We start from the raw sequence: 23,820 nt of genomic DNA on the forward strand, positions 1-23,820 counted from the left end.
GCGACGGGATGCGCATCGCCGGCGCCTGGGCCTGGCGCGTCCTCGTCGTGGTCGCGGCGCTCGCGGTGCTGGTGCTGCTCGTCATCGAGCTGCGGCTGATCGTCATCCCGCTCCTGCTCGCGATCGTGATCGCCGCCCTGCTCGTGCCGTTCTCGAGCTTCCTCCAGCGCCACCGCTGGCCCAAGTGGGCCGCCGTCGTCCTGGCGGAGCTGGGGATCGTCGTGGTGATCGGCGGGCTCCTCTTCCTCGTCGTCACCCAGGTCTACTCCGGCTTCGACGACCTCAGCCGGCAGACGGTGCAGTCCTACGACGACTTCAAGGCCTTCCTCCTCGAGTCGCCGCTCCACCTCACCGAGACCGACATCAACCAGTACGCGCAGCAGGCCCTCACGGCCCTGCAGCAGGACTCGGGGATGCTGGTCAGCGGCGCGCTCAGCGTCGGCTCGACCGTCGGCCACCTGCTGACGGGCGTGCTGCTCACCCTCTTCTCGACGCTGTTCATCCTGATCGACGGGCCGAACATCTGGAGCTGGGTCGTCCGCCTCTTCCCGCGCCGCGCCCGCGGAGCCGTCGACGGCGCCGGTCGCGCAGGGTGGGTGACGCTGACCAACTTCGTGAAGGTGCAGATCCTGGTCGCCTTCGTCGACGCGGTCGGCATCGGCCTCGGCTCCTTCCTCCTCGGCGTCCCGCTGGCCATCCCGATCGGCGTGCTCGTCTTCCTCGGCTCCTTCGTGCCGGTCATCGGCGCCGTGGTGACCGGGGCGCTGGCCGTCTTCATCGCGCTGGTCTACAACGGACCGCTGATCGCGCTCTTCCTGCTGATCGTCGTCCTCGCGGTGCAGCAGCTCGAGGGCCACATCCTCCAGCCGCTGATCATGGGGTCGGCGGTCAAGGTCCACCCGCTGGCCGTCGTGCTCGCGGTGGCAGGAGGCTCGATCATCGGCGGCATCGCCGGCGCCTTCTTCGCGGTGCCCGTCGTGGCCACGCTCAACGTCATGGTCAAGTACGTCGCGAGCGGAGCCTGGCGCTCGCCGACCCGAACCCCCGAGAGAGTTGCCGCAGAGCATGCAGACTAGCCGCGTCGTCGGACCCGCCCTCCACGAGTTCGAGGCGGCCCGCGCCGTCCTCGCCCCCGTCATCGCCGCCACCCCCATGGAGACGAGCACCTTCCTCGCGCAGGTCCTCGGCTCGCCCGTGTTCCTCAAGTGCGAGAACCTCCAGCGCACCGGCTCCTACAAGATCCGTGGAGCGGTGTTCCGGATGTCGCGGCTCACCCCGGAGGAGCGGGCCCGCGGAGTCGTGGCCGCCTCGGCCGGCAACCACGCGCAGGGCGTCGCCTACGCGGCGCGGGAGCTGGGGATCAAGGCCACGATCTTCATGCCGATCGGCGTCGCGCTGCCCAAGCTCGCGGCCACCCGTGACTACGGCGCTGACGTGGTGCTGAGCGGGCACATCTTCAACGAGGCGCTCGCGGCGGCGGCGGAGTTCGCCGAGCGCACCGGCGCGGTCTTCGTTCCTCCCTACGACCACCCCGACGTGATCACCGGCCAGGGGACGGTCGGCCTCGAGATCCTCGAGCAGGCCCCCGCCGTCGAGACCATCGTGGTGCCCATCGGCGGAGGCGGCCTCATCGCCGGGGTCGCGTCGGCGGCCAAGCAGAAGGCGGCCGAGGAGGGGCGCACGCTCCGCGTCATCGGCGTGCAGGCGGCCAACGCGGCGCCGTACCCGCTCTCGCTCGCGAGCGGCGAGCCGACCGCGATCACGATCTCTCCGACGATCGCCGACGGCATCGCCGTGGCGAAGCCGGGGCAGCTGAACTTCGCGATCGTCCGCGAGATGGTGGACGAGGTCGTCACCGTCGAGGACGACGACATCGCCCGGGCTCTGCTGGTGCTGCTGGAGCGGGCGAAGCTCGTGGTGGAGCCCGCGGGCGCGGTGGGCATCGCGGCGATCCTGACGGGGAAGATCCGCGACGCCGGAGCGACCGCGGTCATCCTGTCGGGCGGCAATATCGATCCGCTGATGATGGAGCGGGTGATCAGCCGGGGCCTGGCCGCGTCGGAGCGCTACCTCAAGATGAGCATCGGTCTGCCGGATCGTCCGGGGCAGCTGTCGCGCATCGCGGAGCTCATCTCGGAGGCGAACGCGAACGTGGTCGAGGTGCTGCACACTCGGCACGGCCGGGGCCTGCAGATCAGCGAGGTCGAGATCGAGATCAGCGTCGAGACCCGCGGCCCCGAGCACGCCGACCGCGTCATCCAGGTCCTCACCGACGCCGGCTACGCCCCCCGCATCTCCCGCAACTGACCGCTCGAGGGCGCCGCGTCCGCGATCCCGTCGCGAGGCCGGCGCCCCGAGTCCGGGGAAGGCCGTTCGTCCGTCTCGGCGTTCCCCGCACAGCGGGGAAGAATCCGATCACGGCGATCACGGCGATCTCGCGTCCTCCGCTGTCGCCGCGAAGCCGGCGCCCCCCGTCTGGAGAGGGCTGATCGTGCGTCGCGGCGTTCTCCGCAAGGCGGAGGAGGAAGCGGTACTGGCGGCATCGCGCCCGACGCTGTCGCCGCGAAGCCGGCGCCCCGCTCCCGTTCAGAGAGGGCTGATCGTGCGTCGCGGCGTTCTCCGCAAGGCGGAGGAGGAAGCGATACCGGCGGTATCGCGCCCGACGACAACGCCGCGGAGAGCGCCGCGACGTGCGATCAGTGGCCGGACCAGGTCTCGACGTTGGCGACGCGGACCTCGATCTCCCGCCCGTTGGGTGCCGTGAAGCGGGCGGTGTCGCCGACGTTCAGGCCCATGATCGCCGATCCGAGGGGGCTCTGGGGGCTGTAGACGTCGAGGTCGCTCTCGCCCGCCATCTCGCGGTTGCCGAGGAGGAAGCGGGACTCGTCGCCGGCGATCTCGGCGGTGATGATGGTGCCGGCCTCGACGACTCCGTGGCTCTCGGGGGGCGTGCCGATCTCGGCTTCGCGGAGGAGGGAGGTCAGCTGGCGGATGCGGGCCTCGATCTTGCCCTGCTCGTCCTTCGCGGCGTGGTAGCCGCCGTTCTCCTTCAGGTCGCCCTCCTCGCGGGCGACCTCGATGCGCTTGGCGATCTCCTCGCGTCCGTTGGTGGACAGCTCGGCGAGCTCCGCCTCGAGGCGGTCGTACGACTCCTGGGTCATCCAGGTCACCTGTGACTGGTCGGCCATGGTGGGCTCCTGCTCTGCGGGCCGCGCTCGCGGCGCCCGGCAGCACCGTGCGGAGGTGTCCGCGTCCGGCGGTGGGGACGGCCGGCGTCAGGCGGCGGTGGGAATGGCGAGGCCCCGACGAGTCCGTCAGGGCTTCGGGCAAGCCTACGGGAGCCAGCAGGAGGAGATCAAACCTGTGTTCGCGAGCTCGGTGGTGCGGACGGTCTCCGTGTAGGAGCGGAAGCGCTCCGTCGTGGCGGGGTACTCCACGACCAGCCAGCCGACCACGGCGGACTGCTCGTTGAGGGCCTGGACCGCGCAGGCGACCTCGCGGCCGACGGGCGCGGTGAGGTCGAAGGAGACGGTGACGGTGCGGTCGTCGACGACCTGGTGCGCGGTGTCCTGGACGTCCACTCCTCCGCGTGCTCCGTCGAGTCCGGCCCAGACGACCCAGGCGGCGAAGACGGCGACGAAGGCGAGCGCGACGCCGCCGAAGAGCCAGCGGTTGCCGCGGCGGGTGCGCGTCGTGCGGCCGTAGCGGGTGGCGAGGGGTCCAGCGGCGCGGACCGCGTCCGGATCGAGTGCGGGCGCGGCGGCTCCCTCGACGCTCTCGGACGTGCGGGCGGCCACGGAACTCCCTGGGTGATGCGTCTACTCTGGACGGGTGGCGCGCGTCCTCCGCGGACGGGAGCGCCGATCCCATTAAACCCCGAGGAATCGAGCGATCGTGTCCCAGGCCGTCGAGGTCTCCGTCGATTCGGAGGTGCGGGAGACTCCGCGCCTCCTCGCCGTGCACGCCCATCCTGACGACGAGTCGAGCAAGGGCGCGGCGACGCTGGCCGCCTACGCCTCGCGGGGCGCCGAGGTCATGGTGGTCTCCTGCACCGGAGGCGAGGCCGGCTCCGTGCTGAACGAGGACCTCGAGGCCCGCGCGCACGCCGAGCGCGACATCGGCGGCCTCCGCCGGTACGAGATGGCGGCCGCTCGCGAGGCGCTCGGCGTCGAGCACGCCTGGCTCGGCTTCGTCGACTCCGGCATGCCCGAGGACGGGAAGGTCGACGCCGCCTCGTTCGCGGGTCTGCCGCTCGCCACGGCCGCCGCTCCGCTCGTGCGCCTGGTCCGCCGGTTCCGGCCGCACGTGATCATCAGCTACGACGAGAACGGCGGCTACCCGCACCCCGACCACATCCGCGCCCACCAGGTCGCCGTCGAGGCGTACCGCGCGGCGGGCCTCGCCGAGGAGTACCGGGGCACGGGCGCTCCGTGGTCGATCTCGAAGCTGTATTACGACCGCGTCTTCAGCGGCCAGAAGCTGCGGGCGATCGCCGAGCACCTGCGCTCGATCGACCCGGAGGACCCGCGCCTGTCGGTCTTCGAGGAGATGAAGCGCTGGAACGAGGACACCCCGTACCTCGCGACCACGCGGGTCGTGATCTCCGGCTTCCACGATCGTCGCGATGCGGCCCTGCTGGCCCACGCCAGCCAGGTCGCTCCGGACAACGCCTTCTTCTTCCTCCCGCACGAGGCGATCGACGCCGCCTGGCCGACCGACGACTTCCAGCTCGTCGAGAGCCGGGTCGACGCGCCGACGCCCGAGACGGATCTCTTCGCCGGTCTCGACCTGGCCGAGCTCGCCCCGGGCCCGACCGCGGTCGTCCCGCCGATCGCTCCCGACCCCGAGCCCTCGGGGGACGCCCCGGTGTCCCCGGAGCCCGACGGCTCCGGCGTCGTCGTCGCCGACGAGGTGCGCGCGTGATCGCCGGGCTGCTCGAGGGCGCCCAGCGCGCCGTCGTCCTCGCCTCCACGACGGTGCCGACCCCGGGTCCCGAGTTCAACGAGGACACGGTCACGCCGGGCCTCTTCGGCTTCATCACGATGCTCGTGATCGCTCTGGCCGCCGTCCTTCTCGCGCTCGACATGGTCCGGCGCGTGCGGCGGACCACCTACACCGCCCAGGTGAAGGAGCGGCTCGACGCCGAGGAGGCGGAGCGCAGCGAGGGCTGAGCCCGGCCCGCAGCGGTGGGCCCGGGCCCCGCTAGGCGTTGTAGGCGGGGTGGAGCGAGACGATCAGCGCCGCCGTCCAGTGGCAGAGGAACGCCACGGCCGTGAGCGCGTGGAAGATCTCGTGGAAGCCGAAGACGCCCGGGACCGGGTTGGGCTTCTTGATCCCGTAGATCACGGCTCCGGCGGAGTAGCAGAGCCCGCCGGCGAGGACGAGCACCATCATCGTAGCGCTGGCCTCGAAGAGCGGACCGAGGTACATGACGGCCGCCCAGCCCAGCAGCAGGTAGAGCGGCACGTAGAGCCAGCGCGGCGCGCCGATCCAGAAGACGCGGAAGCCGATCCCGAGCAGCGCCCCCGCCCAGACCAGGACCAGCAGGAGCGTGCCCTGCGCGGGCGGCAGGGCGAGCACGGCCAGCGGCGTGTAGGTGCCGGCGATCAGCAGGAAGATGTTGGCGTGGTCGATCCGCTTGAGGATCATCTTCGTCCGCGGCTTCCAGTCGAAGCGGTGGTACAGAGCGGAGTTGCCGAAGAGCAGGAGCGACGTGGTCGCGAACACCGCGGCCGCCCACTTCGCCGCGGTCCCCTCCGCGACCACGATCAGCACCACTCCGGCGACGATCGCGAGCGGGAAGAGGCCGGCGTGGATCCAGCCGCGCCAGGTGGGCCGGACCTCCGCCGAGGAGTCGTGCTCGATCGCGTCCTCGACGAGGGGGAGGGCGGGCAGGTCCGGGCCGTCCGCTCCGACGGTGTCTCCGCCGCGGTCGGTGCGGGCGCGGGGATCGGACGGGGGAGGCGTCGGCCGCTGGCTCATGCCGGACAGACTACGACGCCGTCCCGGGCCGACGCCGAGCGCCGCCGGGCTTCGAGGAGCGCCCCGGGTCGACTACCGTGTCACTGTGCCGAAGCCGAGACTGCCTGTGGGAAGGGACCTCCTCTACGGCGTCTACAAGAAGCGCCTCCGCTCGAGCCTTCCCCCCGACTCCCTGCCGAACCACGTCGCGATGATCATCGACGGCAACCGGCGCTGGGCGCGGCAGCGGGCCCTCGAGACCGCCGCGCACGGCCACCGGGCCGGCGCCGCCAAGGTGCACGAGTTCCTGCAGTGGTGCGACGAGCTCGGCGTGCGCCACGTCACCCTCTACCTGCTCTCGCAGGACAACCTCGTCGGCCGCGACAGCAGCGAGCTGACCGAGCTGATCGCGATCATCGCCGACCTCGCCGAGGAGGTCTCCCAGCAGCCCGACTGGCGCGTGCAGCACGTCGGCTCCGACGAGGGCCTCCCGCCCTCGCTCGTGGCCGCGCTCGACACGGCGGAGGCGCGCACCGCCTCCCACACGGGCCTGCACGTCAACCTCGCGGTCGGCTACGGCGGGCGGCACGAGATCGCCCAGGCCGTGCGGAGCATCCTGGAGGAGCACGGCAAGCGCGGCTCCTCCATCGAGGACGTCGCGGGCCTGCTGACCCCGGAGCTCATCGGCGAGCACCTGTACACCAGCGGGCAGCCCGACCCCGATCTGGTCATCCGCACCTCGGGGGAGCAGCGCCTCTCCGACTTCATGCTCTGGCAGAGCGCGCACAGCGAGTTCTACTTCATGGAGGCGCTCGGCCCCGACATCCGCGAGGTCGACTTCCTCCGCGCGCTCCGCGACTACGCCGGACGGCACCGCCGCTTCGGCAGCTGACCTCGCGGCTCCTGCCGCACCACCGACCGGAAGGGCCGGCATGAGCTCGAACGAGGCCACCTCCACCACGACCGAGGACTACCTCGCCGGCTTCGGCGAGGAGACCGGGTACCTCGACTTCGGCCGGGTGGGCCCGCTCTCGGCGACCGTCGCCGCCGAGCAGGAGGCGGCCGTCGAGCTGCTGGTGCGCGCGCGCACCGGCACCCTCGACGAGCTGTTCCGGCAGGACGAGCGCGTCCGGGAGGCGGCGGCGGCGCTCGTGCGCGTCCCCAGCGACCGCGTCGTCTTCCAGCCCAACACCTCGACCGGCCTCCTGCACGCGCTGTTCGGCGCCTCGGGCGCGGTGCTGCTGTCGGCCGCGGAGTTCCCGAGCCTGCCGTTCGCGGCGGTGCGTTCGGCGCAGGCTCTCGGCTCGGTGGAGCCCCGCTGGCTGCGGACCGAGCAGGGACGGGTGACGCCGGAGGCGGTCCGCGAGCAGCTCACGGACGACGTGACGACCGTCGCGGTGAGCCTGGTCGACTCCCGGACGGGCTACCTCGCGGACGTCGCGGCGATCCGGGACGTGATCGGCGACCGGATGCTCGTCCTCGACGCGATCCAGGGCTTCGGCGTCGTCGACGCGCCCTACGAGCTGGCGGACGTGGTCGTCACCGGCGGCCAGAAGTGGCTCCGCGCCGGCTGGGGGACGGGCTTCCTCGCGCTCAGCGAGCGGGCGCTGTCGCGGCTGACCCCGGTGCTCTCCGGCTGGACGGGATCGGAGCAGGCGGAGCCGTGGGACGAGGTGGCTCCGCCGCGCGGCGACGCCCGCGCCTTCAGCATCAGCAACCCGGACCCGATCGCCCAGGCCCGGCTCGCGTCGGCGCTGGAGGAGGTCGCCGCGGTCGGGCAGTCGACGATCGCCGCGCTCGTGGCGGAGCGGGTCAGCGCGATCGTCGACCTCGCGGACGAGTTCGGACTGGCGGTCGTGGGCTCCCGCGGCGAGCACGAGCGCGCCGGCATCGTGGTCGTCGAGCCGGAGCCGGAGGAACTGGCCCCGCTGGCGGCCTCCCTCGCCGCGCACGGCGTCACCGCGCGCCTGCGTCCGAGCACCGTCCGCTTCAGCGCGCACGCCGGCACCACCGACGCGACCCTCGCGCTGCTCCGCGCCGCCCTGATCTCGTCGGCCACGAGCATCGACTACTAGGCCGGATTCCGCGCGTTCACACACTGGTTACACATTCGTAGCGGTGAGAAGCACACGGATGTCATTCGCCGGGTTAGGTTCGAGTCATCAGGTACAGCGCCTGGTCGAGACGGCCACAGAAGTACGGCTCGACATCGCGCAGACGCCGAAGGGACACTGCGCGGTGCACGACACGCACCGATGAGACCGGCTCGAGGACATGAGCCGGGGGCTCCGGCCCCCGGAGTGTGGAGAGTCGTCGTGACAGTTCCCCAGGGCATGGATCCGCAGACCGGGACGCAGGGCGGCGTCCACCGCCGTGTCCAGCACGGCTCCTCGGATCCGGCCGATCAGCTCCTCCGCACCTACGTCCTGGACACCTCGGTGCTGCTGTCGGATCCGTCCTCGATGTTCCGGTTCGCGGAGCACGCCGTCGTGCTGCCGATCGTCGTCATCAGCGAGCTCGAGGGCAAGCGCAACGATCCCGAGATCGGCTACTTCGCCCGGCAGGCCCTGCGCCGCCTCGACGAGCTGCGCGTGCAGCACGAGCGCCTCGACTTCCCCATCGCCGTCGGCCGCGGCGGCACGCTCCGCGTCGAGCTCAACCACTCGAACATGTCGGTGCTGCCGAGCGGGCTCCAGATGGGCGACAACGACGCGAGGATCCTCGCCGTCGCGCTCAACCTGCAGAGCGAGGGCGCCGTGGTCACCGTCGTGTCCAAGGACATGCCGATGCGCGTGAAGGCCGCCTCCATCGGCCTCGCTGCGGAGGAGTACCTGGCCGAGCAGGCCCCCGAGTCCGGTTGGACCGGCATGGACGACGTGACGCTCGGCGGCGACGCGATGAGCGAGCTCTACGACCGCGAGCGGCTCTTCACGGACGTCGTGGCCGACATCCCGGTCAACACCGGGCTCGTCGTCCACTCCGACCGCGGCTCCGCTCTCGCGAGGGTCACCGGCAAGCGGCAGATCACGCTGGTCCGCGGCGACAAGGACGTGTTCGGCCTGCACGGGCGGTCGGCGGAGCAGCGGCTCGCGATCGACCTGCTGCTCGACCCGGAGGTCGGCATCGTCTCGCTCGGCGGCCGGGCCGGCACCGGCAAGTCGGCGCTGGCGCTCTGCGCGGGCCTGGAGGCGGTGCTGGAGAAGCGCCAGCACAAGAAGATCATGGTCTTCCGGCCGCTCTACGCGGTGGGCGGCCAGGACCTCGGCTTCCTGCCCGGCGACGCGGCCGAGAAGATGAACCCCTGGGCGCAGGCGGTCTTCGACACGCTCGGGGCGCTGGTGTCGCAGAACGTGCTCGACGAGGTGATCGAGCGCGGGATGCTCGAGGTACTGCCGCTCACGCACATCCGCGGGCGCTCGCTGCACGACGCGTTCGTGATCGTCGACGAGGCGCAGTCGCTGGAGCGGAACGTCCTGCTCACGGTGCTCTCGCGGGTCGGGCAGAACTCCCGGGTGGTGCTGACCCACGACGTGGCGCAGCGCGACAACCTCCGGGTCGGCCGGCACGACGGGGTCGCCTCCGTGATCGAGACGCTGAAGGGCCACCCGCTGTTCGCGCACGTCACGCTGACCCGCTCCGAGCGCTCGGCGATCGCCGCTCTGGTCACCGAGATGCTGGAGTCGAACGAGCTCGCCTGACGGGCTCGCCGTGCGTCCGGCCCGTGGGATCCGAGGATCCCCTGGCCGGGCGCGTCCCTGCAGGGCACCGGGGCGTAGCGTGGACGGGTGAGCATCCTCGACGATGCGCTCCTCGAGCGCTTCCGCACCCGCGCGGCCGACTACGACGAGCGCAACGCGTTCTGCGCGGACGACCTGGAGGAGCTGCGCTCGATCGGGTACCTGGCGCTGCTCGTCCCCGAGGAGCTCGGCGGTGCCGGCCTCGGCCTGGAGCAGGCGGCAGCCGAGCAGACGCGCCTCGCGACGGCCGCGCCCGCGACCGCGCTCGCCGTCAACATGCACCTGGTCTGGACCGGGATCGCGCGACTCCTGCTCGAGCGGGGCGACGACTCCCTCCGCTCGGTCCTCGTCGACGCCGCGGCGGGTCACGTCTTCGCCTTCGGCAACAGCGAGGCGGGCAACGACCTGGTGCTCTCGGACTCACTGACGCGGGCGGAGCCGCTCGGGGACGGCGGCTACCGCTTCACCGGAACGAAGGTCTTCACCTCCCTCGCGCCCGCCTGGACGCGGCTCGGCGTGTTCGGCCGCGACGACAGCGGGTCGGAGCCACGGCTCGTGCACGGCTTCGTGCACCGTGAGAGCCCGGAGTCTCCGGTCGCCGGGCTCGAGGTCCGCGACGACTGGGACACACTCGGCATGCGGGCGACCCAGAGCCGCACGACGGTGCTCGACGGCGTCGACGTCCCGGCCGAGCGGATGATCCGCTCGCTGCCCGTCGGACCGACCGCCGACCCCTTCGTCTTCGCCGTCTTCGCGGCCTTCGAGCTGCTGATCTCCTCGGTCTACCTCGGTGTCGCGCAGCGCGCGCTCGACCTCGCCGTCGCCTCCGTGCGCCGACGGACCTCCCTCCGGGCGGGAGGGTGGCCACTGGCGGAGGACCCCGAGGTGCGGCACCGGGTGGCTGAGACCGGGATGCTGCTCGACGGGCTCGAGGCGCCCCTGCGCTCGGCGGCGGCCGACGTGGACGCGCTCGTCGACCGGGGCGCGCGCTGGTTCCCGTCGCTGGTGGGGGTGAAGATCCGCACCACGGAGGGAGCGCTCCGCGTGGTCGAGAGCGCCGTCCGGATCGCGGGCGGGTCGGCGTACCAGCGCAGGTCGGAGCTCGGCCGCCTCTACCGAGACGTGCTCGCCGGGCAGTTCCACCCCTCCGACGACGCGTCGGCGCACGGCGCCTGGGCGTCGCTCCTGCTGGGACCGCTGCCGCCGCACGACTGAGGCCGGGATGGGACCCGCCGCCGCCCGAGCACGCCGGCGGGCCGCCCTGTGGAGAACTCCGACGCCCCGAGGGCGTCGTCCCCTAGTCTCGGCGGATGCTCCGCGGATCTCTGCTCGACCGGGCCGCCCTGCTCCTCGGCGCCCTGGTGCTCCTCCTGATCGGGGCCCCGCACCTCGGTCGGGCGCCCGGCCTCGTCCCGGTGGCGCTCGCGAGCGTGCCGTTGGTGCTGGCGGACGTGCGCGGGCACCGGCTCCCGAACGCGGTCACGCTCCCGCTGCTGGTGGTCGGAGCCGTCCTCGCGCCCACGGCGGGGACGCTTCTCGCCGTCCTCGCGACGGTGCTGTGCCTGGGCGTGCTGCGTGCGGCGGGCGGGCTGGGCTTCGGCGACGTGAAGCTCCAGGCGGCCCTCGCACCGCCGCTCGCGGCTCTCGGACCCGAGCAGGTCGTCGCCGCGCCCGCTGTCGGCTTCGCGGTGGCAGGGCTGTGGGTGCTCGTGCTGCGCGTCCGCGGACGGGTCGCGTTCGGACCGTTCCTGCTCACGGGGTTCTGGCTGGTGCTCTGACGGCCCGCCTCCGCGCCGAGCGCAGGGACGGGCCGTCGGAGGCCCGGGCTCAGCCGGGGTGGGTCATCGACATGACGTCGAGGGCGCTGTCGAGCTGCTCCTCCGTCACCTCGCCGCGCTCGACGAAGCCGAGGTCCACGACCGACTCGCGGACGGTGATCCCCTTGGCGACCGAGTTCTTCGCGACCTTGGCGGCGGCCTCGTAGCCGATCACCTTGTTGAGCGGCGTGACGATCGAGGGGGAGGACTCGGCGAGGGCGCGGGCGTGCTCGACGTCGGCCTCGAGGCCGTCGACGGTCTTGTCGGCGAGCAGCACGGCGGAGTTCGCGAGCAGGCGGATCGACTCCAGCAGCGCCGTCCCCATGACGGGGATCGCGACGTTGAGCTCGAAGGCACCCGAGGCGCCGGCCCAGGCGATGGTGGCGTCGTTGCCGATCACGCGCGCGCAGACCATGAGGACGGCCTCCGGGATCACCGGGTTCACCTTGCCGGGCATGATCGAGGATCCGGGCTGGAGGTCGGGGATCCGCAGCTCTCCGAGGCCGGTGTTGGGGCCGGAGCCCATCCAGCGGAGGTCGTTGTTGATCTTGGTCAGGCTCACCGCGAGCACGCGCAGCGCTCCGGAGGCCTCGACCAGCGAGTCCCGCGCGCCCTGGGCCTCGAAGTGGTTGCGGGCCTCGGTGACGGGCAGGCCCGTCTCCTCCGCGAGGCGCGCGATGACCTTCTGCGGGAATCCGGCGGGGGTGTTGATCCCGGTGCCGACCGCGGTGCCGCCGAGCGGGACCTCGGCGACGCGGGGGAGCGCCGACTGCACGCGCTCGATGCCGAGGCGGATCTGCGCGGCGTAGCCGCCGAACTCCTGGCCGAGCGTGACCGGGGTGGCGTCCATCAGGTGGGTGCGGCCGGCCTTGACGACCTCGGCCCACTGCTCCGCCTTGACCTCGAGCGACTCGGCGAGCTGCTCGAGCGAGGGGATCAGCGACTCGATGAGCGCGCCGGTGACGGCGACGTGGACCGAGGTGGGGAACACGTCGTTGGAGGACTGCGAGGCGTTGACGTGGTCGTTCGGGTGCACGGTGCGGCCGAGGGCCGTGGTCGCCAGCGAGCCCAGCACCTCGTTCATGTTCATGTTCGAGGACGTGCCCGAGCCGGTCTGGTAGACGTCGATCGGGAAGTGCGCGTCGTAGCCGCCCTCGACGACGAGGTCGGCCGCGTCGGCGATCGCCGTGGCGATGTCGGCGTCGAGCACGCCCAGCTCGGCGTTGGCCAGCGCCGCCGCCTTCTTGATGCGGGCGAGGGCCGCGATCTGGGCAGGCTCGAGGCCCGCACCGGAGATCGGGAAGTTCTCGACCGCCCGCTGGGTCTGCGCGGCGTAGAGGGCGTCGCGGGGGACCCGCACCTCGCCCATCGTGTCGTGCTCGATGCGGAAGTCGCCGGAGTCGTCGGTCGGGGAGTGATCCACCACGCTGTGTTCGTCCTTGTCTGATCGGTTGGTGCTGTGCTGTCCGGAGCCGCTCACGCGGGATCCGATCCCACCGCGCTCGGAGCGGCGGCGGAGGAGGCCGAGCCGGAGTCGCGCTCCAGCTCGGAGACGTAGGGGCTGAGCTCGGGCGGATCGATGCCGAGCACGACATCGGACATCACGGTGCCGTCCGAGAGCCGGTAGTTGGCGCCGACGAGGGCGAGCCGCCCGGTCGCGACAGCGTCGGCGATCAGCGGGGAGCGCTGGAGCAGCTCGGCGACCGTGTCGCGCAGGTGCTCGCGGCCGACGGCCAGCGCGTCGGTCGCCGACGGGTCGACGAGCACGCGGCCGTCCGGCTGAGCACCCACGAGGCGGCGCACCGCGGGGATGATCGGCTCGATCAGGTGCTCGATGTGCGGGGGGAGCCGCTCGGCGCCGGGCGCCTGCGACTGGATCGCTGCCCGGACCGCTCCGCACTCGTCGTGGCCGAGCACGAGCAGCACCTTCACGCCGAGAACGGCGACGCCGTACTCCAGCGAGCCGATGATGGAGTCGGCGATCACCTGGCCGGCGTTGCGGACGACGAAGAGGTCGCCGAGCCCCAGGTCGAAGATGATCTCGGCCGCGAGGCGGGAGTCGCTGCAGCCGAAGAGCGCGGCGAGCGGGGCCTGAGCGGCGGCGAGCTCGGCGCGGCGCTCGACGTCCTGGCGGGGGTGGCGGGGCTCGCCGGCGACGAAGCGCTGGTTGCCGCGGAGCATCTCCTTCCAGACCCACGCCGGCGGGCGGGACTCGCGGGGGACGGTGCTGCTGGTTCCGAGGCTCATCGGGACTCCTCCTGGCCGATCTGCGGGGTGATGGCGTCGACGACCAGGCGGATCTCGTCCGTCGGGGCCGTGCCGTAGACGAGGTAGGTGCTGGAGCCCTCCGTCGTCTCGAGTGCGTAGGGCGTGTTGCCGGTGTCGTCGCCGGAGTCGCGGTGGTCGTAGACGGTCCAGTCGCGGCCGTCGATCGTCTCGACGCCGGTCGCCGCCCGGCGGTCGAGCTGCGTCGCGACCCAGGCCGCGTCCGCGTCGAGCCCCTGGCTCAGGCCGACGTAGCCCGCCTTCGGGGTGATCAGGCCGACGTACCAGTAGTCGGTGCCGTTCTCGCGGCGGAGCTCGGCCGCATTGGCCTTCCAGCCCTCGGGCAGGGAGGGCACGGCGAGCGTCTGCTCCTCGCCCAGCTGGACCTGCGCGGCGACGCGGGGGACGTCGACCGAGGAGAGCTCCACGGTGTCGCCGCGGGGGACGAGCAGGACGATGAGCGCTACGGCGCCGACGGTCGCGAGCAGCGAGAAGACGAGGTTGTTGACCGTCTTGCGCTGACGGTAGAGCCGGGAGTTCTCGGCCTTGCGTGCGGCCGTCTCGGCCGCCGTCTCCGGGCGCCCGAGCTCGGCGACGACCCGCGCGGGCTTCGCGCGGCTCATCCGGCGGCCGCCCCTCCGGAGCGGGCCGCGTCCAGCCGGGCGCGTGCTCCGATCAGCCACTCCTCGCAGCGGGCGGCGAGGGCCTCGCCGCGCTCCCACAGGGCGAGCGAGCGCTCGAGGGTGGAGCTGCCCTGCTCGAGCTCGGAGACGACGCGGACGAGCTCGTCGCGCGCCTGCTCGTAGGAGAATCCCGAGACGTCGGAGTCGGTCGCCGGGGCGTCGGGGGAGTCGGGCATGGGTCTGATCCTATCGATCGGGGCTGAGGGGGACGGGTGGCGCGGCGGGCTCAGGACCGGCCGGCGGGATCGCCGGTGGGCCCCTCGGAGCGGGCGCCGACGGCCCCCTCCGCGAGCGTGAGGACGAGTGCGCCGCCGGCCGGCGCGTCACCGGGCGCCCGGACGACGTGCCCGGCCGCGTTCTGGACGATCGCGTAGCCGCGGTCGAGGGTGTGCTGGGGGGAGAGGGCGCGCAGGTGGCCGTGCAGGCGCTCGACCTCGAGGTGCGCGCGCTCGAGGCGGCGGTCCACCAGCTCGGCGCCGCGCGCGACCCAGCGGGTCAGCTCCTCGGAGTGCCGGTCGACCAGCACGTGCGGCTGGGCGAGCACCGGCCGCGAGCGCAGCTGCGAGAGCCGGTCGATCTCATGCGAGACGAGCCCGCTCACGCGGCCGGTCATCCGCAGCCGGGCCTGCTGCACGCGCAGCAGCTCGTCGGAGACGTCGGGCACGACCCTCTTCGCGGCGTCGGTGGGAGTGGAGGCGCGCAGGTCGGCGACGTCGTCGAGCAGCGGGCGGTCGGCCTCGTGGCCGATCGCGCTGACGACCGGAGTGGAGCAGGCGGCGACGGCGCGCACGAGCGCCTCGTCGCTGAAGCCGAGCAGGTTCTGGAAGTCGCCGCCTCCGCGGGCGATCACGATCACGTCGATACTGTCGTCGGCCTCAAGGGTCCGCAGGGCCGAGAGCACCTCCGGGACCGTCCGGTCGCCCTGCACGGCCGAGTGGACCACCCGGAAGCGCACCGCCGGCCAGCGCAGCTGCGCGTTCCGCAGCACGTCCTTCTCGGCGTCCGAGTCCTTGCCGGTGATGAGGCCCACGCCGTGCGGGAGGAACGGCAGCGGCTTCTTGCGGGAGGCGTCGAACAGCCCCTCCGACGCGAGCTGCCGGCGGAGCCGCTCGAGCTTCTCGAGCAGATCGCCCAGGCCGACGTGGCGCATCTCGAAGACCTGCATCGAGAGCGTGCCGCCCTTGACCCAGTAGTTGGGCTTCACCAGCGCGATGACCCGATCGCCCTGCTTGAGGTCGGCCGGGAGGCGGCTCCGCACCGACGACCAGACGGTGAAGCCGACCGTCGCGTCTCCGGACAGGTCCTTCAGCTTCCCGTAGACGTTGCCGCCGGACGCGCCCCACTGGGTGATCTCGCCCTCGACCCACGCGGTGCCGAGGCGCTCGATCCAGCCCTTGATCTTGCTGGCGAGCAGGCCGACCGGCCAGGGTGCGTCGGCGGTGGGTGGGGCGTCGGTCATCGCTGCCTCTGCTCGGAGGGACGGGGGGAACGGGAGTGCCCTCCCGCGACGACAACGGTACGGGACGGGTCCGACACCGGGACGGCCCGGGCACAGGATGCACCACGTAGAATCAGGGGGTGAGCCAAGTCCCGATCAGCCTGCCCATGCCGCGCATGCCCCGCGCCACAGGGCGTCTGCGCGACGTCCCCGTCGAGGGCCGCAAGCGCGTCCTCCTCGCCGCGCCCCGCGGCTACTGCGCCGGAGTCGACCGCGCGGTCGTCGCCGTCGAGAAGGCCATCGAGCACTACGGCGCCCCGGTCTACGTGCGCAAGCAGATCGTGCACAACGTGCACGTCGTCTCTACGCTCGAGAGCCAGGGCGCCATCTTCGTCGACGAGGTCGACGAGGTGCCCGAGGGATCGCACATCGTCTTCAGCGCGCACGGCGTCTCACCGGCCGTCGTCCAGGGCGCGGCCGACCGCGGTCTCCAGGCGATCGACGCGACCTGCCCCCTGGTGACGAAGGTGCACCGCGAGGCCGTCCGCTTCGCGCGCGACGACTTCGAGATCCTCCTCATCGGCCACGAGGGCCACGAAGAGGTCGAGGGCACCGCGGGCGAGGCTCCCGATCACGTCACCCTCGTCGGCAGCCCCGACGACGTGCCGAACATCGTCGTGAAGGACCCGGACAAGGTCGTCTGGCTCTCGCAGACGACGCTCTCGGTCGACGAGACGATGGAGACGGTGCGCCGTCTCCGCGAGCGCTTCCCCAACCTGCAGGACCCGCCGAGCGACGACATCTGCTACGCCACGCAGAACCGCCAGGTCGCGATCAAGAAGGTCGCCGCGGGCGCCGAGCTGGTCATCGTCGTCGGCTCCGCGAACTCCTCCAACTCCGTGCGCCTCGTCGAGGTCGCCCTCGAGTACGGCGCGAAGGCCGCCTACCGGGTCGACTACGCCAGCGAGATCAAGCAGGAGTGGCTCGAGGGCATCCGCACCGTCGGCGTCACCAGCGGCGCCTCAGTGCCCGAGGTGCTCGTCCAGGAGGTCCTCGACGACCTCGCCGCCGCCGGGTACGGCGATGTCGAGGAGGTCAAGACCGCGGAGGAGGACCTGATGTTCTCGCTCCCCAAGGAGCTGCGCAAGGACGTCGCCGGCAAGCGCGACGCCCGCGGCGTCGGTGGACGCATCAGCGCGGGAGCGGGCGCCTAGAGCGTTCCGGCCCTGACACGGAAGAGGCCGCCCTCCCTCGGGAGCGGCGGCCTCTTCCGTGTGCGGTGGAACGGGGATCGACGCTAGACGTCGGTGCCCGCGCCGCCCTGCGAGCCCGACATGCGCGTGACGTACTCCGCGAACGTCGGGTCGCCCAGGATGGCGATCGCCGCGACGATCAGGGAGAGCAGCACGGTCGCCGCGATCCCGAGGATCGGGACGAGCACGGCGCGCTTGCCGGCGCGGAGCCGCCGGATCGAGATCCACACCGCGAAGGCGACGATCAGCGACTGCGCGAGCGCCACCACGACACCGAGGATCCGTGCGAGCTCCGGCGACGCGTAGGTGCCGATGCCCTGGGAGCGGTAGAGCTCCTGGAGGGTCGTCGCGAAGCTCGAGGGATCGAGCAGCGTCGGCACGGCGAAGAACACGCCGAGCGCGAGCAGCACGATCGTGAGCAGGCGGTCGACGGGATGCGCGACGGGCTTCGCGGCCGGAGCGGTCGCGGGCCTCGGATCGGTCTCCGACCCCCTCGGGTCGGGGACGACCACGGCGTCCTCCGGCGGCTGCCACGACCAGCCGGGCGGCGCGTACTCGCCGTACTGCGGCTCCGGACGCCTGTCGCCCGGCTGATCGTGTGCGTTCGTCACGGAGCGGTGCCCTACTTCCCGGAGTTCCCGGCCGAGCCGAGCTGACGGGTCGCCTCGGCGACGCGCGCGGCCATCGCGGTCTCGGCGATCTTGCCCCACGAGCGCGGGTCGTAGACCTTCTTGTTGCCGACCTCGCCGTCGACCTTGAGGAAGCCGTCGTAGTTCTTCAGCACGGTGTCCGCGACGGAGCGGCTGAACGCGTACTGCGTGTCGGTGTCGATGTTCATCTTGACGACGCCGTTGCGGACCGCCTCGGCGATCTCCTCGTCGGTCGAGCCCGAGCCGCCGTGGAAGACGAGGTCGAGGGGGAGCGCGCCGGTGCCGTACTTCGCCTGCAGGCCGTCCTGGATCTCGCGGAGCAGCTCCGGGCGCAGGCGGACGTTGCCCGGCTTGTAGACGCCGTGGACGTTGCCGAAGGTGAGGGCGGCCATGTAGCGGCCCTGCTCGCCGAAGCCGAGGGCCTCGACGGTCGCGATCGCGTCGTCGAGCGTGGTGTAGAGGTGCTCGTTGATGTCGTGCGAGACGCCGTCCTCCTCGCCGCCGACGACGCCGATCTCGACCTCGAGGATGGCGTTGATGTTCTTGACGCGCGGGAGGATCTCCTTCGCGATGGCGAGGTTCTCGTCGAGCGGGATCGCGGAGCCGTCCCACATGTGCGACTGGAAGAGCGGCTCGCGACCGGCCTTGACCTCCTCCTCGGAGGCGGCGATCAGCGGGTAGACGAAGCCCTCGAGCGCATTCTGCGGGCAGTGGTCGGTGTGGAGCGCGACCGTGACCGGGTAGTTCTTGGCGACCTCGGTCGCGAACCTCGCGAAGGCGATCGCGCCGGCCGCGCGATTCTTCACGGTGTGGCCGGCGAAGTAGTCCGCGCCTCCGGTGGTGACCTGGATGATGCCGTCCGAGCCCGCCTCGGTGAGGCCCTGGAGGACCGCGTTGATCGTCTGCGACGACGAGACGTTGAACGCCGGGTAGGCGAAGCCGCCCGCCTTCGCCTTGTCGAGCATCTCTGCGTACTGGTCCGGGGTAGCGACGGGCATGGCATCTCCTTTGACGGATGAACGAAGGGGGGTCGGGCGAGGCCCGCGTCGCGGACGAGTCTAGCGAGGCGCCCCTCCGCGGTCCCTCCGCCCGTGGAGGGCCCTGGACTAGGCTTCGGGCAGGGATGGGGATCCGCTCCGCGGGTCCTGCGACGACGTGCACGAACTCGACGACGAAGGACTCCGCTCTGTGATCGACAACGACTCGCTCTACCTCCACCCCGACCGCAACCTCGGCATGGAGCTCGTCCGCGCCACCGAGGCCGCCGCGATCCGCGCCGTGCCCTTCATCGGCAAGGGCGACAAGAACGCCGCCGACGGCGCAGCGGTCGACGCCATGCGCACCTTCCTCGGGACCGTGAACTTCGACGGAGTCGTCGTGATCGGCGAGGGCGAGAAGGACAACGCGCCCATGCTCTTCAACGGCGAGCACGTCGGCAACGGCTCGGGGCCCGCCGCCGACATCGCCGTCGACCCGATCGACGGCACCTCGCTGACCGCGGCCGGGCGCCAGAACGCGCTCTCGATGATCGCCGTCGCCGACCGCGGCGCGATGTTCGACCCCTCCGCCGTGTTCTACATGGAGAAGATCGTCACCGGGCCCGAGGGCGTCGGGATCATCGACATCCAGCGCCCGATCGGCGAGAACATCCGCGCCCTGGCCCGCGCCAAGCGCAAGCCCGTCGAGGAGATGCGCATTGCGGTGCTGGACCGCCCGCGCCACGCTCAGCTGATCGAGGACATCCGCGCGGCCGGAGCCGGCACGCGCCTCCTGCTCGACGGCGACGTCGCGGGCGGCATCAACGCCGCTCGCCACGACTCCCGACTCGACATGTGCGTCGGCACCGGAGGCACGCCCGAGGGCATCATCACGGCCTGCGCCATCCGCGCGCTCGGCGGGGTGATCCAGGGCATCCTCCGCCCGAAGGACGACGACGAGCGCCAGCGTGCCATCGACGCCGGGCACGACCTCGACCGCGTGCTCCACGCCAACGACCTCGTCCGCAGCGACAACACCTACTTCGTCGCGACCGGAGTGACGAACGGCGGACTCGTGAAGGGCGTGCGCAAGGAGGGCCACGTCATCACGACGGAGTCCATCGTGCTGCGCTCCCGCTCGGGCACCATCCGCCGCGTGACCGCCCAGCACCTCGCGGAGAAGTGGGTCTAGGCCGTCACGCTCTCTCAGAGACGCCGCACTGCTGCCGAGGCGCCGCACCGCTGACGGCGCACTCGTCGAGTGCGGCGGCGTCTTGGCGTGCAGGACGCGGAAGGACACCGGCCTCGGTCACCGAGGCGAGCGGGCGGGGCCGCGGCGGCTCTCGAGACGCCTCGCGGGCGCTCCTCCGCCGAGCCGCGGAGGCGGAGCGCCGTCGCGAGCTGCGGTCGTCCGGGTGTCGAGCCGGATGGACGGCGCCGCTCGCGCGCGGCCTGCGCGCCCGGTGCTCGCTCAGCGGGGACCCGGGATCCTACGCGCTCCGCTCGGACCCGTCCTCCGCGGCGAGCAGCTCGACGGCGGTGAGGCGGCGCGGTGAGGAGGCGACTCCTCCGACCGGGGCGATGACGCGCGACTCGTCGAGGGAGTCGAACTGGCGCGCGGTGACCAGCACGCGGCTCTCGAGCGAGCCGGCGAAGGCGTTGTAGGAGTCGACCGTCTTCTCGAGCGAGCGGCGCAGGCCCTCGGCGTGGTCGGCGAGGGTGCCGAGACGGGCGTAGAGCGTCTTGCCGAGGTCGAGCAGGCGCTTGGCGTCGTCGGTGAGCACGTCCTGCTGCCAGGTGTAGGCGACGGTCTTCAGCACCGACCACAGGGTCACGGGGGAGGCGAGGGCGACGCGCTTGCGGAACGCGTACTCGAGCAGGCTCGGGTCGGCGTCGAGCGCGCTCGCGAGCAGCGGCTCGCTCGGCACGAACGCGATGACGAACTCGGGGCTCGCCGGGAGACCGGTCCAGTAGGAGCGGGCGGCCAGCGCGTCCACGTGGCCGCGGAGGGCGCAGACGTGCGCCCGCAGGAGCCCCGCGCGCCGCGCCTCCTCCTCGCCGCCGGCGCCCGCGGGGATCGCGCTCGCCTCCAGGTACGCGTCGAACGGCACCTTGGCGTCCACCGCGATCGCCTTGCCGCCGGGCAGGCGGACCACCATGTCGGCGCGGCCGCGGCCCGCCTCGCCCTCGAGGCCGAACTGCACGTCGAAGTCGACCCGCTGGGTGAGCCCGGCGGCCTCGACGACGTTCCGCAGCTGCGTCTCGCCCCAGGCGCCGCGGCTCGTGGTGGAGCGGAGCGCGGACGCGAGGGTCTCGGTCGTCGAGCGCAGCTGCTCGCCCGCCGCCCGCTGCCCCTCGAGCTGCTCGGTGATCGCCCCGAACTGGGCGGCACGCTCGCGCTCGAGCCGGCCGACCGCCTCCTGCATGCCGCGCAGGCTCTCGGCGACGGGGGAGAGGGTCTGCAGGATGCGCGCGTCGTGCCGCTCGCGCTCGGCGACGACGCGCAGCTGCTCCTGGAGCTCGCGGATCTGGTCGCGGGCGGAGCCGAGGTGCTCGCGGTGCTGCTCGACGACGGCCTCGTGCCGCTCCTCCAGGCCCTCCGCGCGGGCGCGGGCCGTCGCGAGGTCGAGGGCGAGGGCGGCGTCGGGCGTGCGGGAGCGGGCGAGGAGGACGGCCACGACTCCCGCGAGGAGCGCGCCGACCACCAGGCCGAGGACGAAGGAGAGATCCATGCCGCCGATGACACCACGCACCTCCGACATCGAGCGATCGACGCGCCACGACCACCGAACGAGGGCCAGGACGCCCTGCGACCGCCTCGTAGACTTCGCGATCATGGGGAATCACCACCGCTCATCGCGCCTGCTCACGGCCGCGCTCGCTCTCGCCGTCGGGCTCGGCACCGCCCTCGTCCCGATCACCTCCGCCTCCGCCGCCGAGGACGCGCCGTCGACCGTCTCGGTCGAGACCGGCGCTCTCGACGCGTCCCTCGACCGCGCCGACCTCGGCGTCCCGGACCAGTCGACGCAGTACAGCGCCGAGGAGACGAAGAGCTTCCGCGCCGGCTTCATCGTCAGCGACGCCCAGTTCTTCGACGGCGACGCGCTGAGCACCGGTCAGGTGCAGTCGCTCCTGAACGAGAAGGGCAGCCGGTGCTCCACCGCCGGCACCGCCCCCTGCCTCAAGAACTTCTCGCAGGCGACGCCGTCCAAGGCGGCGGACGCGATGTGCGGCGCCTACCAGGGCTCCGGCAGCGAGTCGTCGGCCTCGATCTTCACGCGCGTCGGCCTGGCGTGCGGCATCAACCCGCTCGCCCTGGTCGTGCTCGTGCAGAAGGAGCGGAGCCTCGTCACCGACACGACGCCGAGCCCCGAGGACTACGCCAAGGCGACCGGCTACAACTGCCCGGACACCGCGGCGTGCGACCCCGGCTCGGCGGGCTTCTTCACGCAGGTCTACAGCGCGGCCCGCCAGTTCAAGCGCTACGCCAACCCGCCCGGCTCCGGCTCGAACTTCACCACCTACGCTCCGGGCACGACGCCGAACGTCGCCTACTACCCGAGCACCGCGTGCGGCTCCTCGCCGGTCACCATCCGCAACCAGGCCACGGCCGATCTGTACTACTACACGCCGTACCAGCCCAACGACTTCGCCCTCACGAACTCCGGCAACGCGGCCTGCGCGACCTACGGCAACATCAACTTCTGGTACCTCTTCAGCGACTGGAACCCGAACGGCACCCTGGCCAACGCCGGGATCGCCCCCGCGGGACGCGTCGACACCCCGCGCATCTCGGGCAGCACGCTGAGCGTGTCCGGCTGGGCCGTCGACCCGACGACGCAGCAGGCCGCGCTGACCACGACGGTCACGGTGACCGGCCCCGACGGCACCCGCACGGTCCGCACGCAGACCGCGAACGGCGACCGCGGCGACATCCCGGGCGAGTACTCCGTCGCCGGCCGCGCCCACGGCTTCGGCGCCACCACGCCCGTCTCGGCACCCGGCACCTACCAGGTCTGCGTCTCCGCCGACTCCGTCGACTGGAACCGCTGGGTCGGCACGGGCGACTCCCGGGGCCCCGGCCGGAAGGATCTCGGCTGCTCGTCCGTGAGCACGTCGGCCGGGATCGACGTCTTGCGTCTGGCCGGCACCGACCGCCAGGGCACCGCCGTCGCGATCTCGAAGGCCGTCTTCGGCCCGAACGTCCCCGTCGTCTACATCGCGACCGGCGCGAACTTCCCCGACGCGCTGAGCGCCGCCCCGGTCGCGGCCAAGCAGAAGGGTCCGCTGCTCCTGGTCGACCGCGACTCGATGTCGCAGCCCGTTCGCGACGAGCTCAGCCGGCTCAAGCCGGCGAGGATCGTCGTGGTCGGCTCCCCACTGAGCGTCGGCGACGGCCTGCTGAACCAGCTGAGGTCCTACTCGCCGACGGTGGACCGCATCGGAGGGAAGGACCGCTACGACACGTCCAGGCTCATCATCCAGAGCGCGTTCCCGAGCGGCTCGTCGCGCGCCTGGCTCGCCACGGGCGAGAAGTTCCCCGACGCGCTCGGCGCGAGCGCCGCGGCCGGCTCCGTCGACGCACCCGTCGTCCTCGTGAACGGCACCGGCAGCACGGCCGACGCCGTGACGAAGGGCATCCTCTCGAAGCTCAAGGTGCAGAACCTCACCATCGCGGGCAGCCCCCTGTCGGTGAGCGAGGGGATCAAGAACTCGCTTCCGGTGCCGACGATCACCCGCATCGGCGGAGTCGACCGCTACGACACCTCGGAGCAGCTGAACCGGGCCGCCTTCTCGAGGGCCGAGACCGTGTTCCTGGCGACGGGCGAGAACTTCCCCGACGCCCTCGCCGGAGCCACGGCGGCGGGCTACTCGAACAGCCCGCTGTTCGCCGTGCCGACGAACTGCGTGCCCCGCGCCGTTTTGACCGACATCGCGAAGTCGGGAGCTCAGCGGGTCGTCCTCCTCGGCGGTCCCACCACCCTCTCGGAGGACGTCGCGCGGCTCACCCCCTGCGGCTGATCGCCCGCGACCCCGCC

The 23,820-nt window shown here is 72.3% G+C and carries 23 protein-coding genes; 12 read left to right on the forward strand and 11 right to left on the reverse strand.

Annotated features, from left to right (window positions below; translation table 11 throughout):
* Window positions 1-8: 8 nt before the first annotated feature.
* Window positions 9-1,076, forward strand: a complete 1,068-nt coding sequence (locus tag C5C53_RS04325) for an AI-2E family transporter (RefSeq protein ID WP_258059301.1) — start codon at window positions 9-11, stop codon at window positions 1,074-1,076.
* A complete protein-coding gene (ilvA, locus tag C5C53_RS04330; RefSeq protein ID WP_104224429.1) occupies window positions 1,066-2,307 on the forward strand; it encodes a threonine ammonia-lyase in 1,242 nt (413 codons plus the stop codon). Before C5C53_RS04325 ends, ilvA begins: the two co-directional genes overlap by 11 nt.
* 389 nt (window positions 2,308-2,696) lie before the next feature.
* Here ilvA and greA read toward each other — a convergent pair whose 3' ends face one another.
* The gene (gene greA, locus C5C53_RS04335) at window positions 2,697-3,188 is read right to left on the reverse strand and encodes a transcription elongation factor GreA (protein ID WP_104266921.1); all 492 of its coding nucleotides are present in this window, start codon (window positions 3,186-3,188) and stop codon (window positions 2,697-2,699) included.
* A 144-nt stretch (window positions 3,189-3,332) separates the two neighbouring features.
* Window positions 3,333-3,797, reverse strand: a complete 465-nt coding sequence (locus tag C5C53_RS04340; protein ID WP_104232767.1) for a DUF4307 domain-containing protein — start codon at window positions 3,795-3,797, stop codon at window positions 3,333-3,335.
* Between the two features lie 97 nt (window positions 3,798-3,894).
* Here C5C53_RS04340 and mca point away from each other — a divergent pair, with 97 nt between their 5' ends.
* Together mca and C5C53_RS04350 are read left to right on the forward strand one after the other, a co-directional pair.
* Entirely contained in the window at window positions 3,895-4,923 is a 1,029-nt protein-coding gene (gene mca, locus C5C53_RS04345) for a mycothiol conjugate amidase Mca (RefSeq protein WP_258059722.1), read from the forward strand.
* Window positions 4,920-5,171: a hypothetical protein gene (locus C5C53_RS04350; protein ID WP_244230611.1), complete on the forward strand. Its 252-nt coding sequence runs from the start codon at window positions 4,920-4,922 to the stop codon at window positions 5,169-5,171. The genes mca and C5C53_RS04350 overlap by 4 nt, the downstream gene beginning before the upstream one ends.
* Window positions 5,172-5,202: 31 nt before the next feature.
* Here C5C53_RS04350 and C5C53_RS04355 read toward each other — a convergent pair whose 3' ends face one another.
* The gene (locus tag C5C53_RS04355; protein WP_104266922.1) at window positions 5,203-5,982 is read right to left on the reverse strand and encodes a hemolysin III family protein; all 780 of its coding nucleotides are present in this window, start codon (window positions 5,980-5,982) and stop codon (window positions 5,203-5,205) included.
* Window positions 5,983-6,088: 106 nt separating this feature from the next.
* Between C5C53_RS04355 and C5C53_RS04360 the strand changes: the two genes are divergently transcribed.
* From C5C53_RS04360 to C5C53_RS04380, 5 genes are all read left to right on the forward strand, one after another.
* Window positions 6,089-6,853, forward strand: a complete 765-nt coding sequence (locus C5C53_RS04360; protein WP_279630826.1) for an isoprenyl transferase — start codon at window positions 6,089-6,091, stop codon at window positions 6,851-6,853.
* A 40-nt stretch (window positions 6,854-6,893) separates the two neighbouring features.
* On the forward strand, window positions 6,894-8,036 hold the full coding sequence (locus tag C5C53_RS04365; RefSeq protein ID WP_104266923.1) for an aminotransferase class V-fold PLP-dependent enzyme: 1,143 nt from the start codon (window positions 6,894-6,896) through the stop codon (window positions 8,034-8,036).
* 258 nt (window positions 8,037-8,294) lie between these two features.
* Complete coding sequence (locus C5C53_RS04370; RefSeq protein WP_104266924.1) at window positions 8,295-9,659, forward strand: PhoH family protein; 1,365 nt, start codon at window positions 8,295-8,297, stop codon at window positions 9,657-9,659.
* Window positions 9,660-9,746: 87 nt separating this feature from the next.
* Window positions 9,747-10,913 carry an acyl-CoA dehydrogenase family protein gene (locus C5C53_RS04375; RefSeq protein ID WP_104266925.1) on the forward strand — a complete coding sequence of 389 codons (1,167 nt, stop codon included), beginning with the start codon at window positions 9,747-9,749 and terminating at the stop codon, window positions 10,911-10,913.
* A gap of 95 nt (window positions 10,914-11,008) precedes the next feature.
* Window positions 11,009-11,476, forward strand: a complete 468-nt coding sequence (locus C5C53_RS04380) for a prepilin peptidase (RefSeq protein WP_104266926.1) — start codon at window positions 11,009-11,011, stop codon at window positions 11,474-11,476.
* 49 nt (window positions 11,477-11,525) lie between these two features.
* Here C5C53_RS04380 and C5C53_RS04385 read toward each other — a convergent pair whose 3' ends face one another.
* From C5C53_RS04385 to xseA, 5 genes are read right to left on the reverse strand one after another with little or no spacing between them, the layout of a single operon-like run.
* Entirely contained in the window at window positions 11,526-12,941 is a 1,416-nt protein-coding gene (locus tag C5C53_RS04385) for an aspartate ammonia-lyase (RefSeq protein ID WP_104266927.1), read from the reverse strand.
* Window positions 12,942-12,991: 50 nt separating this feature from the next.
* Window positions 12,992-13,762, reverse strand: a complete 771-nt coding sequence (locus C5C53_RS04390; RefSeq protein WP_208543312.1) for a carbonic anhydrase — start codon at window positions 13,760-13,762, stop codon at window positions 12,992-12,994.
* Window positions 13,759-14,403, reverse strand: coding sequence for a DUF4245 domain-containing protein (locus C5C53_RS04395; RefSeq protein ID WP_104266928.1), 645 nt, complete (start codon window positions 14,401-14,403; stop codon window positions 13,759-13,761). Before C5C53_RS04395 ends, C5C53_RS04390 begins: the two co-directional genes overlap by 4 nt.
* Window positions 14,400-14,639 carry an exodeoxyribonuclease VII small subunit gene (locus tag C5C53_RS04400; RefSeq protein ID WP_104224418.1) on the reverse strand — a complete coding sequence of 80 codons (240 nt, stop codon included), beginning with the start codon at window positions 14,637-14,639 and terminating at the stop codon, window positions 14,400-14,402. The genes C5C53_RS04395 and C5C53_RS04400 overlap by 4 nt, the downstream gene beginning before the upstream one ends.
* Window positions 14,640-14,689: 50 nt before the next feature.
* Window positions 14,690-15,922 carry an exodeoxyribonuclease VII large subunit gene (gene xseA / locus C5C53_RS04405; RefSeq protein WP_104224417.1) on the reverse strand — a complete coding sequence of 411 codons (1,233 nt, stop codon included), beginning with the start codon at window positions 15,920-15,922 and terminating at the stop codon, window positions 14,690-14,692.
* Window positions 15,923-16,068: 146 nt separating this feature from the next.
* On the opposite strand from xseA, the gene C5C53_RS04410 reads away from it, so the two are divergent.
* Window positions 16,069-17,115: a 4-hydroxy-3-methylbut-2-enyl diphosphate reductase gene (locus C5C53_RS04410; protein ID WP_104225527.1), complete on the forward strand. Its 1,047-nt coding sequence runs from the start codon at window positions 16,069-16,071 to the stop codon at window positions 17,113-17,115.
* Window positions 17,116-17,198: 83 nt separating this feature from the next.
* Here the strand turns inward: C5C53_RS04410 and C5C53_RS04415 are convergent, their stop codons facing one another.
* Both C5C53_RS04415 and fbaA read right to left on the reverse strand, forming a co-directional pair.
* Window positions 17,199-17,765, reverse strand: a complete 567-nt coding sequence (locus C5C53_RS04415; RefSeq protein ID WP_104224415.1) for a DUF6264 family protein — start codon at window positions 17,763-17,765, stop codon at window positions 17,199-17,201.
* Between the two features lie 11 nt (window positions 17,766-17,776).
* Entirely contained in the window at window positions 17,777-18,802 is a 1,026-nt protein-coding gene (fbaA, locus tag C5C53_RS04420) for a class II fructose-bisphosphate aldolase (RefSeq protein WP_104224414.1), read from the reverse strand.
* A gap of 238 nt (window positions 18,803-19,040) precedes the next feature.
* Between fbaA and glpX the strand changes: the two genes are divergently transcribed.
* Entirely contained in the window at window positions 19,041-19,973 is a 933-nt protein-coding gene (gene glpX / locus C5C53_RS04425) for a class II fructose-bisphosphatase (RefSeq protein WP_097165697.1), read from the forward strand.
* A gap of 298 nt (window positions 19,974-20,271) precedes the next feature.
* Here glpX and C5C53_RS04430 read toward each other — a convergent pair whose 3' ends face one another.
* Complete coding sequence (locus C5C53_RS04430; RefSeq protein ID WP_258075371.1) at window positions 20,272-21,513, reverse strand: DNA recombination protein RmuC; 1,242 nt, start codon at window positions 21,511-21,513, stop codon at window positions 20,272-20,274.
* A 103-nt stretch (window positions 21,514-21,616) separates the two neighbouring features.
* On the opposite strand from C5C53_RS04430, the gene C5C53_RS04435 reads away from it, so the two are divergent.
* The gene (locus tag C5C53_RS04435) at window positions 21,617-23,803 is read left to right on the forward strand and encodes a cell wall-binding repeat-containing protein (RefSeq protein ID WP_104266930.1); all 2,187 of its coding nucleotides are present in this window, start codon (window positions 21,617-21,619) and stop codon (window positions 23,801-23,803) included.
* The last annotated feature ends 17 nt before the right edge of the window (window positions 23,804-23,820 follow it).

This window comes from Rathayibacter sp. AY1E3 (assembly GCF_002932235.1).
GTDB lineage: Bacteria > Actinomycetota > Actinomycetes > Actinomycetales > Microbacteriaceae > Rathayibacter.